17 protein-coding genes are annotated in these 14974 nt (G+C 58.6%); 10 read left to right on the plus strand and 7 right to left on the minus strand.

Annotated elements, in window-relative coordinates; translation table 11 throughout:
* Positions 1 to 78: 78 nt before the first annotated feature.
* The 4 genes from ruvC to aspS are packed head-to-tail and all read right to left on the minus strand — an operon-like array spanning position 79 to position 3647.
* Positions 79 to 600 carry a crossover junction endodeoxyribonuclease RuvC gene (gene ruvC / locus SCU88_RS15320; protein ID WP_138098001.1) on the minus strand — a complete coding sequence of 174 codons (522 nt, stop codon included), beginning with the start codon at positions 598 to 600 and terminating at the stop codon, positions 79 to 81.
* 57 nt (positions 601 to 657) lie between these two features.
* Positions 658 to 1407 (minus strand): YebC/PmpR family DNA-binding transcriptional regulator, encoded by a 750-nt coding sequence (locus tag SCU88_RS15325; protein WP_138098002.1) that lies wholly within the window; start codon positions 1405 to 1407, stop codon positions 658 to 660.
* A 22-nt stretch (positions 1408 to 1429) separates the two neighbouring features.
* On the minus strand, positions 1430 to 1873 hold the full coding sequence (nudB, locus tag SCU88_RS15330; protein WP_175341631.1) for a dihydroneopterin triphosphate diphosphatase: 444 nt from the start codon (positions 1871 to 1873) through the stop codon (positions 1430 to 1432).
* A 1-nt stretch (position 1874) separates the two neighbouring features.
* The gene (aspS, locus tag SCU88_RS15335) at positions 1875 to 3647 is read right to left on the minus strand and encodes an aspartate--tRNA ligase (RefSeq protein WP_138098004.1); all 1773 of its coding nucleotides are present in this window, start codon (positions 3645 to 3647) and stop codon (positions 1875 to 1877) included.
* 265 nt (positions 3648 to 3912) lie between these two features.
* On the opposite strand from aspS, the gene SCU88_RS15340 reads away from it, so the two are divergent.
* The 6 genes from SCU88_RS15340 (at position 3913) to SCU88_RS15365 (ending at position 8366) form a co-directional block, all read left to right on the plus strand.
* Positions 3913 to 4479 carry a hydrolase gene (locus SCU88_RS15340; RefSeq protein ID WP_138098005.1) on the plus strand — a complete coding sequence of 189 codons (567 nt, stop codon included), beginning with the start codon at positions 3913 to 3915 and terminating at the stop codon, positions 4477 to 4479.
* Between the two features lie 9 nt (positions 4480 to 4488).
* On the plus strand, positions 4489 to 5307 hold the full coding sequence (locus SCU88_RS15345; protein ID WP_175341632.1) for a DUF72 domain-containing protein: 819 nt from the start codon (positions 4489 to 4491) through the stop codon (positions 5305 to 5307).
* A 69-nt stretch (positions 5308 to 5376) separates the two neighbouring features.
* A complete protein-coding gene (locus SCU88_RS15350) occupies positions 5377 to 5772 on the plus strand; it encodes an MAPEG family protein (protein ID WP_175341633.1) in 396 nt (131 codons plus the stop codon).
* A 36-nt stretch (positions 5773 to 5808) separates the two neighbouring features.
* A complete protein-coding gene (gene cmoA / locus SCU88_RS15355; RefSeq protein WP_138098008.1) occupies positions 5809 to 6552 on the plus strand; it encodes a carboxy-S-adenosyl-L-methionine synthase CmoA in 744 nt (247 codons plus the stop codon).
* On the plus strand, positions 6549 to 7520 hold the full coding sequence (gene cmoB / locus SCU88_RS15360; RefSeq protein ID WP_138098009.1) for a tRNA 5-methoxyuridine(34)/uridine 5-oxyacetic acid(34) synthase CmoB: 972 nt from the start codon (positions 6549 to 6551) through the stop codon (positions 7518 to 7520). The genes cmoA and cmoB overlap by 4 nt, the downstream gene beginning before the upstream one ends.
* 69 nt (positions 7521 to 7589) lie before the next feature.
* Positions 7590 to 8366 (plus strand): hypothetical protein, encoded by a 777-nt coding sequence (locus SCU88_RS15365; protein WP_175341634.1) that lies wholly within the window; start codon positions 7590 to 7592, stop codon positions 8364 to 8366.
* Between the two features lie 5 nt (positions 8367 to 8371).
* Here the strand turns inward: SCU88_RS15365 and SCU88_RS15370 are convergent, their stop codons facing one another.
* Positions 8372 to 8956, minus strand: coding sequence for a TetR/AcrR family transcriptional regulator (locus SCU88_RS15370; protein WP_138098011.1), 585 nt, complete (start codon positions 8954 to 8956; stop codon positions 8372 to 8374).
* A gap of 92 nt (positions 8957 to 9048) precedes the next feature.
* Here SCU88_RS15370 and SCU88_RS15375 point away from each other — a divergent pair, with 92 nt between their 5' ends.
* Both SCU88_RS15375 and SCU88_RS15380 read left to right on the plus strand, forming a co-directional pair.
* Complete coding sequence (locus SCU88_RS15375; protein WP_138098012.1) at positions 9049 to 9654, plus strand: NAD(P)H-dependent oxidoreductase; 606 nt, start codon at positions 9049 to 9051, stop codon at positions 9652 to 9654.
* A 204-nt stretch (positions 9655 to 9858) separates the two neighbouring features.
* Positions 9859 to 10182 (plus strand): hypothetical protein, encoded by a 324-nt coding sequence (locus tag SCU88_RS15380; protein WP_138098013.1) that lies wholly within the window; start codon positions 9859 to 9861, stop codon positions 10180 to 10182.
* Between the two features lie 309 nt (positions 10183 to 10491).
* Here SCU88_RS15380 and cutC read toward each other — a convergent pair whose 3' ends face one another.
* Positions 10492 to 11232, minus strand: coding sequence for a copper homeostasis protein CutC (gene cutC, locus SCU88_RS15385; protein WP_175341635.1), 741 nt, complete (start codon positions 11230 to 11232; stop codon positions 10492 to 10494).
* A gap of 60 nt (positions 11233 to 11292) precedes the next feature.
* On the opposite strand from cutC, the gene SCU88_RS15390 reads away from it, so the two are divergent.
* Positions 11293 to 12426, plus strand: coding sequence for a PatB family C-S lyase (locus SCU88_RS15390; RefSeq protein WP_175341636.1), 1134 nt, complete (start codon positions 11293 to 11295; stop codon positions 12424 to 12426).
* On the opposite strand, the gene SCU88_RS15395 is transcribed toward SCU88_RS15390, so the two are convergent.
* Complete coding sequence (locus tag SCU88_RS15395) at positions 12423 to 12983, minus strand: VOC family protein (RefSeq protein ID WP_175341637.1); 561 nt, start codon at positions 12981 to 12983, stop codon at positions 12423 to 12425. The two genes, SCU88_RS15390 and SCU88_RS15395, sit on opposite strands and share 4 nt — an antisense overlap.
* Positions 12984 to 13171: 188 nt before the next feature.
* Between SCU88_RS15395 and argS the strand changes: the two genes are divergently transcribed.
* Positions 13172 to 14908: an arginine--tRNA ligase gene (gene argS, locus SCU88_RS15400; RefSeq protein ID WP_175341638.1), complete on the plus strand. Its 1737-nt coding sequence runs from the start codon at positions 13172 to 13174 to the stop codon at positions 14906 to 14908.
* The last annotated feature ends 66 nt before the right edge of the window (positions 14909 to 14974 follow it).

The raw sequence follows: 14974 nt of genomic DNA on the forward strand, positions 1-14974 counted from the left end.
CGTTAAGGGCCGTTACAGTGGGGTCTATCATATAAAAAAGGCTGGATAGGTATCCAGCCTTATCTGTGCTTGCATGCGCTAACGCAGCCTGCCCCGCGCCAGGGTCAGGCGCGAATTGCCGATCTGCTGCACGTTCTGGCTCATATGGCAGTGAGTAATGGCAATCGCCAGCGCATCCGCGGCATCCGCCTGAGGATTAGCCGGCAGCCGCAGCAGATTACGCACCATGTGCTGAACCTGACTCTTTTCCGCGCCGCCGTTACCCACCACGGTCTGCTTAACCTGACGGGCCGCATATTCGAACACCGGCAGATCCTGATTCACCGCCGCCACAATAGCCACGCCGCGCGCCTGACCCAGCTTAAGGGCCGAGTCAGCATTTTTCGCCATAAAGACCTGCTCAATGGCGAAGAAATCGGGCTGAAACTGGGTAATCAGCTCGCTGACGCCCGCATAGATCAGCTTCAGACGCGAGGGCAGATCCTCCACCCGGGTGCGGATACAACCGCTGCCCAGATAGCTGAGCTGACGGCCGGTCTGGCGAATCACGCCATAGCCGGTGATGCGCGACCCCGGATCGATGCCGAGAATGATGGCCATCACGCCTCTCTGGTTAAAGCATAAGAAGTTCGGGCTGCCTGGCGGCAGCCCTAAACATTACAGCGTTGCCGCAACTTCGTCGGAGATTTCACCGTTGTGGTAAACCTCCTGAACGTCGTCGCAATCTTCCAGCATATCGATCAGACGCAACAGTTTGGGCGCGGTTTCGGCATCCATATCCGCTTTGGTGGACGGAATCATCGACACTTCGGCAGCAGACGGCTTCAGGCCAGCGGCTTCCAGCGCGTCACGAACGGCACCCAGCTCTTCCCAGGCGGTGTACACGTCGATGGCGCCATCGTCATAGCTCACCACGTCTTCCGCACCGGCTTCCAGAGCCGCTTCCATCACGGTGTCTTCGTCCATGGCCGCTTCGGCGTCAAACGAAATCACCCCTTTCTTGCTGAACAGATAGGCCACGGAGCCATCGGTGCCCAGGTTGCCGCCGCTCTTACTGAAGGCGTGACGCACTTCGGAAACGGTGCGGTTACGGTTGTCGCTCAGACACTCGACCATCACGGCGGTACCGCCGGGGCCGTAGCCTTCATAGATGATGGTTTCCATGTTAGCGTCGTCATCGCCGCCCACGCCGCGCTGGATGGCGCGATTCAGGGTGTCGCGCGTCATGTTGTTGGAGAGCGCTTTATCAATGGCCGCACGCAGACGCGGGTTAGAAGCCGGATCGCCGCCGCCCAGACGTGCCGCAGTGACCAGCTCGCGAATAATTTTAGTGAAAATCTTGCCGCGCTTGGCATCCTGCGCCGCTTTACGATGCTTCGTGTTGGCCCATTTACTATGACCTGCCATATCTATCTCCAGATTCGCCTGTTCAGGCGCAATTAATCACAAACTCTTCAATCGCCTGCCGGTTACTCCAGGAGCGGGTCAGTGCCGCGGCTTCTCTGGCGTCCACCCATTGATAGTCCAGGTGTTCGCTGATAACCACGTCCCGTTCATGGGGCAGCGCCAGCGAAAACCAGGACTCGGTGTTACGCAGGGTTCCCGGCGCATAGCGATGACGTAAATACTCAAAAATTTCAAATTCCACCCGGCGCTGATGGTCGACCAGGTTCAGGCGCTCGCCTTCGATATCGATGGCGACTTCTTCCTGGACTTCACGCAGCGCGGCCTGCCGCGCGCTCTCATCCGCCTCCAGGCTGCCGGTCACCGACTGCCAGAAGGCGGGATTATCGCGACGCTGCAACATCAGCACCCGCCCGGTGTCCTGCGCGTAAATCACTACCAGTACCGATACGGGACGCTTCCAGGTCATCTCAGTCGCTCTCTGCCTTTTTCGCAACCAGAATGCCCAACTCTTCCAGCGACGCCGGATTAGCGAAGCTCGGCGCTTCGGTCATCAGACAGGCCGCCGCAGTCGTTTTCGGAAAGGCGATGACATCACGAATATTATCGGTGCCGGTCAGCAGCATCACCAGGCGATCGAGGCCGAAGGCCAGACCGGCGTGCGGCGGCGTACCGAATTTCAGGGCGTCCAGCAGGAAGCCGAACTTGGCGCGCTGCTCGGTTTCGTCAATACCCAGAATGCGGAATACCGTCTGCTGCATGGCGCCGCTGTGAATACGCACAGAGCCGCCGCCCACTTCATAGCCGTTGATTACCATGTCGTAAGCGTTAGCGATGGTCCCTTCCGGCTGAGCTTCCAGCTGTTCCGGCGTCACGTCGCGCGGTGAGGTGAACGGATGGTGCATCGCCGCCAGACCGCCTTCCCCATCTTCTTCGAACATCGGGAAGTCGATAACCCACAGCGGCGCCCAGGCGTTTTCGTCGGTCAGTTTCAGATCTTTACCGGTCTTCAGACGCAGTGCGCCCATGGCGTCGGCCACAACGCGAGACTTATCGGCACCGAAGAAGATGATGTCGCCATCACGAGCGCCGGTGCGCTCAAGAATCGCTTCAACGATCTCTGCACTCAGGAACTTGGCTACCGGGCTGGTCACCCCTTCCAGGCCCTGGCTGCGTTCGTTGACTTTCATCCAGGCCAGCCCTTTGGCGCCGTAGATCTCAACGAATTTCGCGTATTCATCAATCTGCTTACGGCTGAGCTGCGCCCCGCCTGGCACCCGCAGCGCAGCAACGCGCCCTTTCGGATCGTTGGCCGGGCCTGAGAAAACTTTAAATTCAACCGAAGTCATCAGATCGGCCACGTCCACCAGCTCCATCGGGTTACGCAGATCGGGCTTATCGGATCCGTAGCGGCGATCCGCTTCGGCAAAGGTCATGATCGGGAACTGGCCCAGATCCACGCCTTTCACCTCCAGCCACAGCTGGCGGATCATCTTTTCCATCAGCTCACGCACCTGAGGCGCGGTCAGGAAAGAGGTTTCGACATCGATCTGGGTAAATTCCGGCTGACGATCGGCGCGCAGGTCTTCATCACGGAAGCACTTAACGATCTGGTAGTAGCGATCGAAGCCGGACATCATCAGCAACTGCTTGAACAGCTGAGGGGACTGCGGCAGCGCATAAAATTTACCTTTATGCACGCGGCTCGGTACCAGGTAGTCACGGGCCCCTTCCGGCGTGGCCTTGGTCAGCATCGGGGTTTCGATATCCAGGAAGCCGTTATCGTCCATAAAGCGACGCACGAAGCTGGTTATACGAGCGCGGGTCTTCAGGCGCTGGGCCATCTCCGGACGGCGCAGATCGAGGTAGCGATACTTCAGACGCGCCTCTTCCGTGTTGGCCTGATTAGAGTCCAGCGGCAGCGGCTCGGAGCGGTTGATAATGGTCAGTTCGGTCGCAAACACTTCGACTTCGCCGGTCGCCATATCGCGATTGAGGTTTTTCTCGTCGCGGGCACGTACGGTGCCGGTAATCTGGATGCAGAACTCATTACGCAGTTCGGAAGCCAGCTTGAACGCTTCATCGCGATCCGGATCGAAGAAGACCTGTACGATGCCTTCACGGTCGCGCATGTCAATAAAAATCAGACTACCGAGATCGCGACGGCGGTTAACCCAACCACAGAGCGTTACCTGCTGCCCCACATGGGACAACCGCAGCTGTCCACAATATTCTGTACGCATGAGATTTCCTTTAACTTCGCCGCAGGGGCTGATTGCCTGCCGGGCAGACATCACGGTGCGGCGCTTGTCGACTGTCACAACTGAATGAAAAAGGCGGCTATTATACTGGATATTGCGCGCCGAGATAAGCCCGATACCGTCCGGGCGAGCGTTTGCTGTGCGCCCGCCCCGTCATTCTCACAAAAATTAACAAAATTAGTATAAGACCAGAGCCCGGGTTATCGCTATGGTAAGCAACGCTATCAATCAGTTAACCGGAGTGACTATGTCCGAATTCAATCCGCAAACGACCGCCCTGGTCGTCATCGATCTTCAGCAGGGGATCCTGCCTTTCGCCGGGGGCCCATGGAGTGCCGATGAGGTGGTCAGTCGCGCCGGGCGCATGGCCCAGGCCTTCCGCGCCAAGGGAGCACCGGTGGTGCTGGTCCGCGTCGGCTGGTCAGCGGACGGAGCCGAAGCACTGAAGCAGCCGGTCGATATGCCCGCAGGCGCCGGGCCGTTACCGGATAACTGGTGGGACTATGCCCCGGCTCTCGGCAAGGCCGACGGCGATATTGAGGTGACCAAGCGCCAGTGGGGCGCCTTCTACGGCACCGACCTCGAACTGCAGTTGCGTCGGCGCGGTATCGATACCATTGTACTGTGCGGCATATCCACCAATATTGGCGTGGAATCCACCGCCCGCAATGCCTGGGAGCTGGGCTTTAATCTGATTCTGGTCGAAGACGCCTGCAGCGCGGCAAGCCAGGAACAGCATGAAGGCAGCTTTAGCCATATCTTCCCGCGTATCGGCCGGGTACGCCGCACTGCGGATATCCTGGCGGCGCTGTAGTCATAGCTTATGATCTACATCGGTCTGCCCCAGTGGTCGCACCCTAAATGGGTGCGGCTTGGCATCCAAAATCTTGAGGATTATGCCCGCCACTTTAACTGCGTGGAGGGTAACACCACGCTCTACGCCCTGCCCGGGGCGGAGATTGTGGCGCGCTGGCGGGCGATGACCGGCGATGATTTCCGCTTCTGTTTTAAATTTCCGGCCACCATTTCACACCAGGCGGGGCTACGTCAGTGCGACGCCCTGGTCAGTGAATTTTTCAACCGCATGGCGCCGCTGGAAGCGCGTATCGGCCAGTACTGGCTCCAGCTTCCCGCCGTTTTTGGCCCGGATAATCTGGAGACCCTGTGGCAATTTCTGGATGCCCTGCCGCAGGGTTTCAGTTATGGGGTGGAGGTGCGTCATCCGCAATTTTTCGCCAAAGGTTCACAGGAGCAGGCGTTGAATCGCGGGCTTCACCAGCGTGGCGTTAATCGGGCGATCCTCGACAGTCGTCCGGTACACGCCGCCATGCCCCACAGCGAAGCGGTGCGTGAAGCCCAGCGTAAAAAGCCGCGGGTGCCGGTCCATGCCCTGAGAACCGCTGACAAACCGCTGGTGCGCTTTATCGGCGGCGACAATCTGGAGCAAAACCAGCAACTGTTTCAGCCCTGGTTGGATAAGCTGGCCCACTGGCAGCAGGAGAGTACGCCATTCCTGTTTCTGCATACGCCGGATATCGCCCTGGCGCCGGAACTGGCGCACCGGTTGTGGCCCTTGCTACGCCAGCGTTTTCCGGCCATTGGCGAAGCCCCGGCCATCCCGCAACAGGAATCGCTATTCTGATGCTGGCGGCCTCAGCTCTCGGTCGGTATGATAGCCGGCGCCATCGATTAAGCCTTTCAGGGAGTTTTTATGGTATGCGCGCTCTATGCCGTGCTGGGTGCATTGCTGCTAATTAAATTTTCCTTCGACGTCGTGCGACTGCGTGGCCTGTACCATGTCTCCTACGGCGACGGCGGATTTACCGAATTACAAAGCGCCATCCGCATTCACGGCAACGCAGTGGAGTACATTCCTGTTGCCCTGCTACTGCTGCTGTTTATGGAGATGAACGGCGCCGAGGTCTGGATGATCCATATCTGCGGTCTGATGACCATAGCCGGACGTCTGATGCACTATTATGGTTTTCACCACCGCCTGGTGCGCTGGCGTCGTTCCGGTATGGGCGCCACCTGGTGCGCCCTGCTGCTGATGGTGGCCGCCAACCTCTGGTATATGCCGTGGGAGTTGGTTTTCAGCGTGCGTTAACGCACAATACGCCTTTGTTTTTCCCGGATTTAAACTATGCCTGACCGCGATACGCTGTTTTCCGCCCCCATCGACAAGCTCGGGGACTGGACTTTTGATGAACGCGTCGCTGAAGTATTCCCCGATATGATTCAGCGTTCCGTTCCCGGTTATTCCAATATTATTTCGATGATTGGCATGCTGGCGGAGCGTTTCGTTCAGCCCGGCACCCGCGTCTACGACCTGGGCTGTTCGCTGGGCGCTGCCACCCTGTCGATACGCCGCAATATCCAGCACGACGGCTGTGAAATCATCGCCGTGGATAACTCTCCAGCCATGGTGGAACGCTGTCGCCGCCATATCGATGCCTTCCGCGCCAGCACGCCGGTGGAGGTCAGGGAAGCGGACATCCGCGCTATCGACATCTCAAATGCCTCGCTGGTGGTACTCAACTTTACCCTGCAGTTTCTCAACCCGGAAGACAGGGAGAGCCTGCTGGCTAAAATCTGGCGCGGACTGCGCCCTGGCGGCGCGCTGGTGCTGTCGGAAAAGTTCAGTTTTGAAGACGCCAGCGTCGGCGAACTGCTGTTCAACATGCACCACGATTTTAAGCGCGCCAACGGCTACAGCGAGCTGGAGATCAGCCAGAAGCGCAGCATGCTGGAAAATGTAATGCTGACCGATTCGGTAGAGGCGCACAAAGCCCGCCTGAAGCGCGCTGGCTTCGAACACGCCGAACTCTGGTTCCAGTGCTTTAACTTCGGCTCGCTGGTGGCGCTAAAATCCCAGGAGGCCGCGTGATCGACTTCGGCCCCTTTTACAGCCAGATAGCCAGCGGCCCGCTGGCCCCATGGCTGGAAACTTTGCCCGCCCAAATCGGTGCCTGGCAGCGCGAATCGCTGCATGGCCAGTTCAGCCAGTGGCTGAAAGCGGTGGACGGGCTTCCCGCCCTGCGCCCCGATCGTCTGGATCTGCTGCACAGCGTCACCGCCCGAAGCGCACAGCCGCTTAGCGACGGCCAGAAGTTGGGCATTGAGCGCCTGCTGCGCAACCTGATGCCCTGGCGTAAAGGTCCCTTCTCGCTGTACGGCGTCGATATCGATACCGAATGGCGTTCCGACTGGAAGTGGCAGCGGGTTTTGCCCCACCTGAGCGATCTCAGCGGCCGTACCGTGCTCGACGTGGGCTGCGGTAGCGGCTACCACCTGTGGCGTATGATCGGCGCCGGGGCGCACCTGGCGGTGGGCATCGATCCCACCCAACTGTTTCTGTGTCAGTTCGAAGCGGTGCGTAAACTGCTGGGTAACGACCAACGCGCTCACCTGCTGCCTCTGGGCATTGAGCAGATGCCGACCCTCAACGCCTTCGATACCGTATTCTCCATGGGCGTGCTCTACCACCGTCGTTCTCCCCTCGACCATCTGTGGCAGTTGAAAAATCAGCTGGTCAGCGAAGGCGAACTGGTGCTGGAAACCCTGGTGGTGGAAGGCGACGAAAATCAGGTACTGGTGCCCGGCGAACGCTATGCCGCCATGCGTAACGTCTGGTTTATTCCGTCAGCGCGGGCGGTCAAACTGTGGCTGGAAAAATGCGGATTTGTGGATGTGCGCATCGCCGATCAAAGCATCACCACCACCGAAGAGCAGCGCGCAACCGACTGGATGCGTACTGAATCGCTGGCCGATTTCCTCGATCCTCAGGACTCCACCAGAACCCGCGAAGGCTATCCGGCGCCGATGCGTGCCCTGCTTATCGCCCGTAAGCCCTGATTCGCTCAACCCCGTTCCCCATTCCAGGCTACGCTTGCATTCAGGCGTGATCTGGAATTGGGGGGGAAGATGGAAAGCATCTGTTACCGCTGGCCACTGGCGGCCATTCATGGCTATAGCAACGATATCGACCGGTTGGAAAGCCTGCTGGCGGTGCAATATCAGCGCTGGGGCATGGAAGAGCGAGAGCTCGGCAGCGTGGGAGACGGCATGATCGTCCTCTGGCAATCCATCGCCGCCGACAGCCACCTGCCGCATCTGCTGATTATGGCCGGGCTGCACGGCGATGCCCCCGCAGGTAGTTGGGCCATTCTTAACTTTCTGCAACACAACTCGCCGCTACTGCTGGACAAGGTCCGACTCTCTTTTATGCCACTGGTGAATCTTTACGGCTTGCGTACCGGGGTGAAGTCCAATCGCCACGGTTTCGATCCGGCCAGCGGATTCAGCGGCGACGCCCCTACAGCCGAAGGGGAGATCCTGCACGCTCATGCCCGCTTGTTGACCCAGGCGGCCCGGGATGGGGTGCTCTGGTGTACTGAAGACCCCCAGGCCCGGGTTGCCTGGCTGTGCGTCTCTGACCCTGAACGGACGCCGGCCCTGGCCCTGCGCGATGAACTGATCCAGACCTTCGAACCCTGCGACGGGCCCAGCCCGGAAGGGGATACCTGCCGCAACGGCCTGGCGCCGCTGCCCGATAACGGCGATATTCTTCACTGGCTGAGCCAGGAAACCCGCTGCTCCGCCGCCCGCGCCGTCACGCCCGGCCAGGCCGCGCTGGAACAGCGAATCTTTGCCCATCACGGTTTAATCGGGGCATTTATCGCCTCCACCCTGGCGCCCTGAGCGGGCTATTTCCGAAATCGTTCAACCTGGGACCGTATCAGGGTGGCCAGCTCGGCTTTGGCGTCAGCGGCCGTTATCTCTTCTCCTGTGGCCGCATATGACACTGCATCGGCGACGCCGACCAGCGCCCACATGGCGGCATCGGGCAGGGTTCCACTGCCGATAAAGGGCGCCAGCAGGCGCCGGCATTTATCGATAAAAATCCTGACATACTGGCGGCGTAGCTGCTCCAGCTCCGGCGAACCGGCTAGTGCCGCGATCACATCAGGGATTTCGCGCCCCTGGGTATCGACGCAATCGATATAACAGTCGGCAATCGCCCGGCTGATGGGCTCCAGCGCCTGTTCGCATTCAGCGATCGCCTTATCCATCAGCGCGGTCTGACGCTCATCAAAGGCCTTATATAATTCCGCCAGCAGACCGGTACGCGAACCGAAATGGTCGTAGACCACCGGTTTGGTTACGCCTGCCCGCTCCGCCAGCCTTCCCAGAGTTAATGCCTCCGTCCCCTCTTCCCGAATCAGACGCCACGCCTCTTCCATCAGTTGCTGGAAGCGGGCCTCCCGGGTCAGACGCTTTTTTTTATTCATACCAGTGCTTGACGCCCTTATATACTAAAAGTAAGTTACTAATGGTAAGTTAGCTCCATCCCGACAACTTCCCTCTCTCCAGGAGGCTTAAAATGCACGCACTGATTGTTACCGCACACCCGCATCCGGACTCATTGACCCACAGCATAGCAGCCGGGGTAGCCCGGGGCATCACCGAATCCGGCCCCCACCGAGCGGAGATCGCCAATCTGGCTCAGGAAGGCTTTCGCCCTGAATTCACCCGGGAAGATTTTGCCGCATTTAACGCCGCTGGCGCACTGCCGGAGGACGTACGGGCGGAGCAGACCAGAATTGACAGCGCAGACGCCCTGGTCCTGGTCTTTCCGGTTTACTGGTGGTCGATGCCTGCGCTGATGAAAGGTTGGATCGATCGCGTTTTTTCCGCCGGATGGGCTTATGAGGAGACAGCAGATGGCCGGTTGATTAAAAAACTCAGGCACCTGCCGGTTCACCTTGTGGCGATTGGCGCCGCCAATATGAAAACCTGGGAAAAACACCGCTACCAGGAGGCCATGAAAGTGCAGATAGAAGAAGGGATCTTTAACTACTGCGGTGCCCCGGTGATGAGCTCATCTCTGCTGCTGTCGCCCGAATACCCGGACACCAATGTGATGCTGCAGGATGCGCATCGGCTGGGTCAAAAAACGTTCAACACCCAACAGCCTGTCGCGGTCTAACCTGGTGTTCATCCTGGCGTCACGCAATATTGCGTGGCGTCTGTCTGAAATATCCCCCAGCCAAAAAATAAATATAAGAAAAACCTCATGCAATGAACAAGCCGGGAGAATTAGCGCCAAATATCACCTCTTTTTCTGGTTGACCTGTTCAGCACGAAAAATATAACATCCTGCCACTGACTGATTACCGGCAACCGGGGCAGAATGAATATACCCAAGGCTAAATTTTTACAACAGTCCTGGCTGAGAAACAAAGCAAGCGTTGAGAAACAGGCCCACAACGAGGCCATTCTGGTCAGAGGCGTACTGACCAATACTTTGCGCAACCCCCAAACCCACAAGCAGGGAACCTTTTCGCAATTCTTTGATGTTGCAGAATACCCTTTGTTGGGCAGAGGTGCTTATCCCGAACATATTTCGACATTACAAAAAGAGTTCGAAGCAGCCGGATACGAGATTATCCTTGAACAACGTAATAACGGGTTTACCATTTCTATAGACTGGCGTAACGCCGGTATCAGTGAGTAATTAAATAGCAGGCGTTAACATTCCGATAGCAATAACTCCCTGTGGCCAGAATATCCCCTTTTGCGAACGGTATAGTGCCGGGCAACATCGTCAACCCAGCATCCTCCCATCAGGCTGCGCACTGCAGACAGGCCAGAATGTGACGAAGGTTACAAAACAGACTATGGTTACCCTGTGGCGGCAGACAAGCGAAACCTGACCCCATAAAGAAAAAAAGCCCCGGGAAAAGGCCGGGGCGTGGTACATGCAAACATCACATTGGGCGACATGATGCGCGGTAAAAACCGGTTGTGCGCTATGGGCGGCGTGCTACTCCACCGCGCAAAGCGCTGCTTTCATTGCCGCCACCGCATCGGCATCCACGCAGTAGCGACTGTACTCATCGGCCGTTGCATCGGAAGACATCGAAACGCCCTCTTTGCGATAACGCATCGGGGAAGCCCCCCGACAACCTGCCGAACTATGCACCTCTTCAATCCCCGCGGATACAAAGTGCGGGAGGTTGCTCAGACGCACGCCGGAACCGGCCATAATGATTGGAGCACCGGATCGGTCTTTTAGTTCCCTGATTAATGAAAGTCCTTCTAATGCGCTCTGCTTCTGTCCCGAAGTCAGAATCCGCGCCACCCCCAAATCACGCAGTTGATCCTGCGCGATCCAGGGGTCGCGGCACATATCAAAAGCGCGGTGAAAGGTGACCGCCATACCCCGAGCCTGCGCCATCACCTTTTCCATTCGCGGCCGGTCCACTTCGCCATCCTCATTCAATATGCCGACAACCAGCCCCGGGTAGCCCAGCTCCCGCAGATATGCGATATCGTCCAGCATGGTACTGAACTCCCCGGCGCTGTAGCAGAAATCGCCACCCCGCGGCCGGATTATCGGATGCACCGGAATGGAAACCCGCTGGCGCACCCCAAGCAGGGTTCCGGCAGAGGGCGTCAGCCCCCCCTCTGCCGGCGCCGCGCACAGCTCAATGCGGTCGGCCCCCGCCTGTTCGGCGGTCACGGCGCAGTCCATTCCGTAGCAACATATCTCAAGCACAGCCATTCAATGATTCCTTCTGTTACGCTAGTCTGAAGCTTCATGTTCAGGGCACGGAAATTTATCATGACATTCAATTTCGACGAAGTGATCGACCGGCGTCACAGCGACAGCCTGAAGTGGAATAAATACGACCAGAACATCCTTCCCATGTGGGTCGCAGATACTGACTTTCGCTCCCCGCCCTGCATCACCGAAGCGCTACAGCGCCGTGTGGCCCATGGCGTCTTTGGCTACGGCGACTGGCCCCACGCCCTTGCGGATACTGCCATCGACCATTTCTGGCGCAGCTACGGCTGGCGGGTGGAAAAAGAGTGGCTGGTGTTTCTGCCCGGCATCGTCAGTGGGCTGAATCTGTGCGTGCGCAGTTTCGCTGGGGGCGGCTCCCTGGCGCCGGACCCCATCTATCCGCCGTTTCGCAAGGCGGCCATGCTTGCCGGTTGTTCACAGCTTAATGCGCCTGTCATCCAGCGCGATGGGCGCCCTTATCTTGACCTGGCATCGCTGGAACCCCAGCTCACCGGGCGCGAAAAACTGCTGATGCTATGCAATCCCCAGAATCCGGGCGGCACGGTATGGCGCAGGGAAGAGCTGGAACAGCACCTGGCCTTCGCGCAACGCCACGATATGATTGTCTGCTCCGATGAAATCCACTGCGAATTACTGCTGGAGCCCGGCGCGCGTCATATCCCTTTCGCGACGCTCGGCGAAGACGCCGCCCAGCGCAGCATCACCCTGGTTTCGCCTTCCAAGACCTACAACATCGCCGGACTGGGCGCTTCGCTGGCGATTATCCCCAACCCCGAACTGCGGCGCCGCTTCTGCGCCACCCGGGAAGGCATAGTCCCGTCGGTGGACGTACTGGCGCTGACGGCCGCCGAAGCGGCCTGGCGCGACGGTGAACCCTGGCGCGCGGAATTGCTGAACGTGCTAAGAGCCAATCGCGATGCTCTTTGCCGGGCCATCAACGCCCTGCCTGGCCTTAGCGTGACGCCGCCGGAAGCCACCTATCTGGCCTGGGTAGACGCCAGTGCGTTAGGTGAAGAATCCCCGGTCAACTTCTTTCGCCGTGCCGGACTGGGCTTTTCGCCCGGCGCCGACTTTGGCAATCCTGCGTTTGTACGCATCAACTTCGGCTGTACCCGCGCCACCCTGGATGAAGCCATTAACCGACTCAACCAGGCACTGAAAGAACGCTAGCCCTGTTCGCTGGCGACCACGGTTTCCAACGGCCAGGGATGGAATTTTAGCGTCACCTGGCCGTCGGTCACCGCCAGGGTAGGATTCGGCAGGCGTTCACCGTCGCCAGTTGGCGCGCTGGTCTTCAGCGAAATGTCCGGCTGGCTGAGGCCGTCGTCGGACATCAGAGCCAGCGCCCGGGCGTTGAGAGTGTCGGGAGAGCCCGGCAGCACAATTTCAATATGTTCCCACCCTTCGTGCGGATAGCGCTTCTCGCCGGGCCAGGGCAGTTCGATAATCGTAAAACGCCAGTGGCCCACGCACAGCGGCTCCGCCAGCCGGAACAGACAGATGGGCCGCCCTTTAATATGCTTTTCGCTAAACAGGGTTCCGCACTGCTCAAGCCCTGCCCGCCAGCGTTCCGCGGTGGTATTCTGATGGCAACGCAGTGAGATATGGTCGGCATCCAATGGCGCCAGTTCGAGCCCCATCCGCTGCGCCAGCGCCATTATCGCCTGTTCAAAACGCGGCAGATCGGCCACGATATCCTGTAATGCTTCAACCTGTTGCCAGTTCATCCGGATCCTCCTGCCCGTGATAGAAAAGCCGCTAATCTACCCGTTTTCGTGTCTACAGACCAGCGCGCCGCAAGCCGCGCGGGTACTGACGCCCGCTGCGAAATGCAGTATACTTGCCCCCTTATTTTATCCATGCTTCATGCGCCGCCCCGCCCCGACCGGTCGGCGCTAAAATTTAAGGTAACCCGGTGAATATTCAGGCACTTCTCTCAGATAAAGTCAGTCAGGCTCTGATTGCCGCAGGCGCGGACGCAGCGTGCGAACCGCAGGTTCGTCAATCCGCTAAAGCCCAGTTCGGCGACTATCAGGCCAATGGCGTTATGGCGATCGCTAAAAAACTGGGCATGGCCCCGCGACAGTTAGCTGAGCTGGTGGTGAATCATCTGGATCTTTCCGGTATTGCTGCAAAGGTTGAGATCGCCGGTCCCGGCTTTATCAATATCTTCCTCGACCCCGCTTTTCTGGCGACTCAGATCGACAGCGCCGTTGCCAGCCCGCGCGCAGGCGTAGCGCAGGTGGAACAGCCCCAGACCATCGTGGTGGACTATTCCGCCCCGAACGTGGCCAAAGAGATGCACGTGGGCCACGTACGTTCCACCATCATCGGCGACGCTTCAGTACGCACCCTGGAATTCCTGGGCCATAAAGTGATTCGCGCCAACCACGTCGGCGACTGGGGCACCCAGTTCGGGATGCTGATCGCCTTCCTTGAGAAAAAGCAGAATGAAGCCAACGCCGATATGGCGCTTGCAGATCTGGAAGCTTTCTATCGCGAAGCCAAAAAAACCTACGACGAAGATGAAGCCTTCGCCGAACGCGCCCGCAGCTATGTAGTGAAACTGCAGGGCGGCGACGAGTACTGCCGCCAGATGTGGCGCAAGCTGGTCGATATCACTATGACCCAGAACCAGAAAACCTACCAACGTCTGAACGTGACTCTGACCCGGGACGACGTTATGGGCGAAAGTCTTTACAACCCAATGCTGTCCGGCATTGTGGCGGATCTGAAAGCCAAAGGGCTGGCGGTAGAAAGCGAAGGCGCTACCGTGGTCTTCCTGGATGAGTACAAGAATAAAGAAGGCGAACCGATGGGGGTCATCATCCAGAAGAAGGATGGCGGCTATCTCTACACCACTACCGATATCGCCTGCGCTAAATACCGCTACGAGACGCTGCACGCCGATCGCGTGCTCTACTATATTGATTCGCGCCAGCACCAGCACCTGATGCAGGCCTGGACCATCGTACGCAAAGCAGGCTACGTGCCGGAATCCGTGCCGCTGGAGCACCATATGTTCGGCATGATGCTGGGCAAAGACGGCAAGCCGTTCAAAACCCGTACCGGCGGCACCATTAAACTTTCCGATCTGCTGGACGAAGCGCTGGAACGCGCCCGTCGCCTGGTAGCGGAAAAGAACCCGGATATGCCAGCGGACGAGCTGGAAAAACTGGCCAATGCGGTGGGTATCGGCGCTGTAAAATATGCCGACCTTTCCAAGAGCCGCACCACCGACTACATCTTCGACTGGGACAATATGCTGGCCTTCGAAGGTAACACCGCGCCTTACATGCAGTATGCGTATACCCGCGTGCTGTCGGTATTCCGCAAGGGCAACGTGGATGAAAGCAGCCTGGCCGCCACGCCGGTGAGCATCACCGATCCGCGTGAAGCCGCGCTGGCCGCGCGTCTGCTGCAGTTCGAAGAGACCCTGGCCGTGGTGGCCCGCGACGGCACGCCGCACGTGATGTGCGCATACCTCTATGACGTAGCAGGCCTGTTCTCTGGCTTCTATGAGCACTGCCCAATTCTCAGCGCCGAAAGCGACAGCCTGCGTCAGAGCCGCCTGAAACTGGCGCTGTTGACCTCCAGAGTGCTGAAACTGGGTCTGGACACCCTGGGCATCGAAACCGTCGAACGCATGTAATCCCGTCAGGGGGCGCAATGCCCCCTGATTCCTTTCTTCCCCCTCCTTGATCTGAATAATGGTTTC

Origin of the sequence: Jejuibacter sp. L23 (assembly GCF_050815825.1) — a bacterium.
GTDB classification, from domain to species: domain Bacteria; phylum Pseudomonadota; class Gammaproteobacteria; order Enterobacterales; family Enterobacteriaceae; genus Jejubacter; species Jejubacter calystegiae.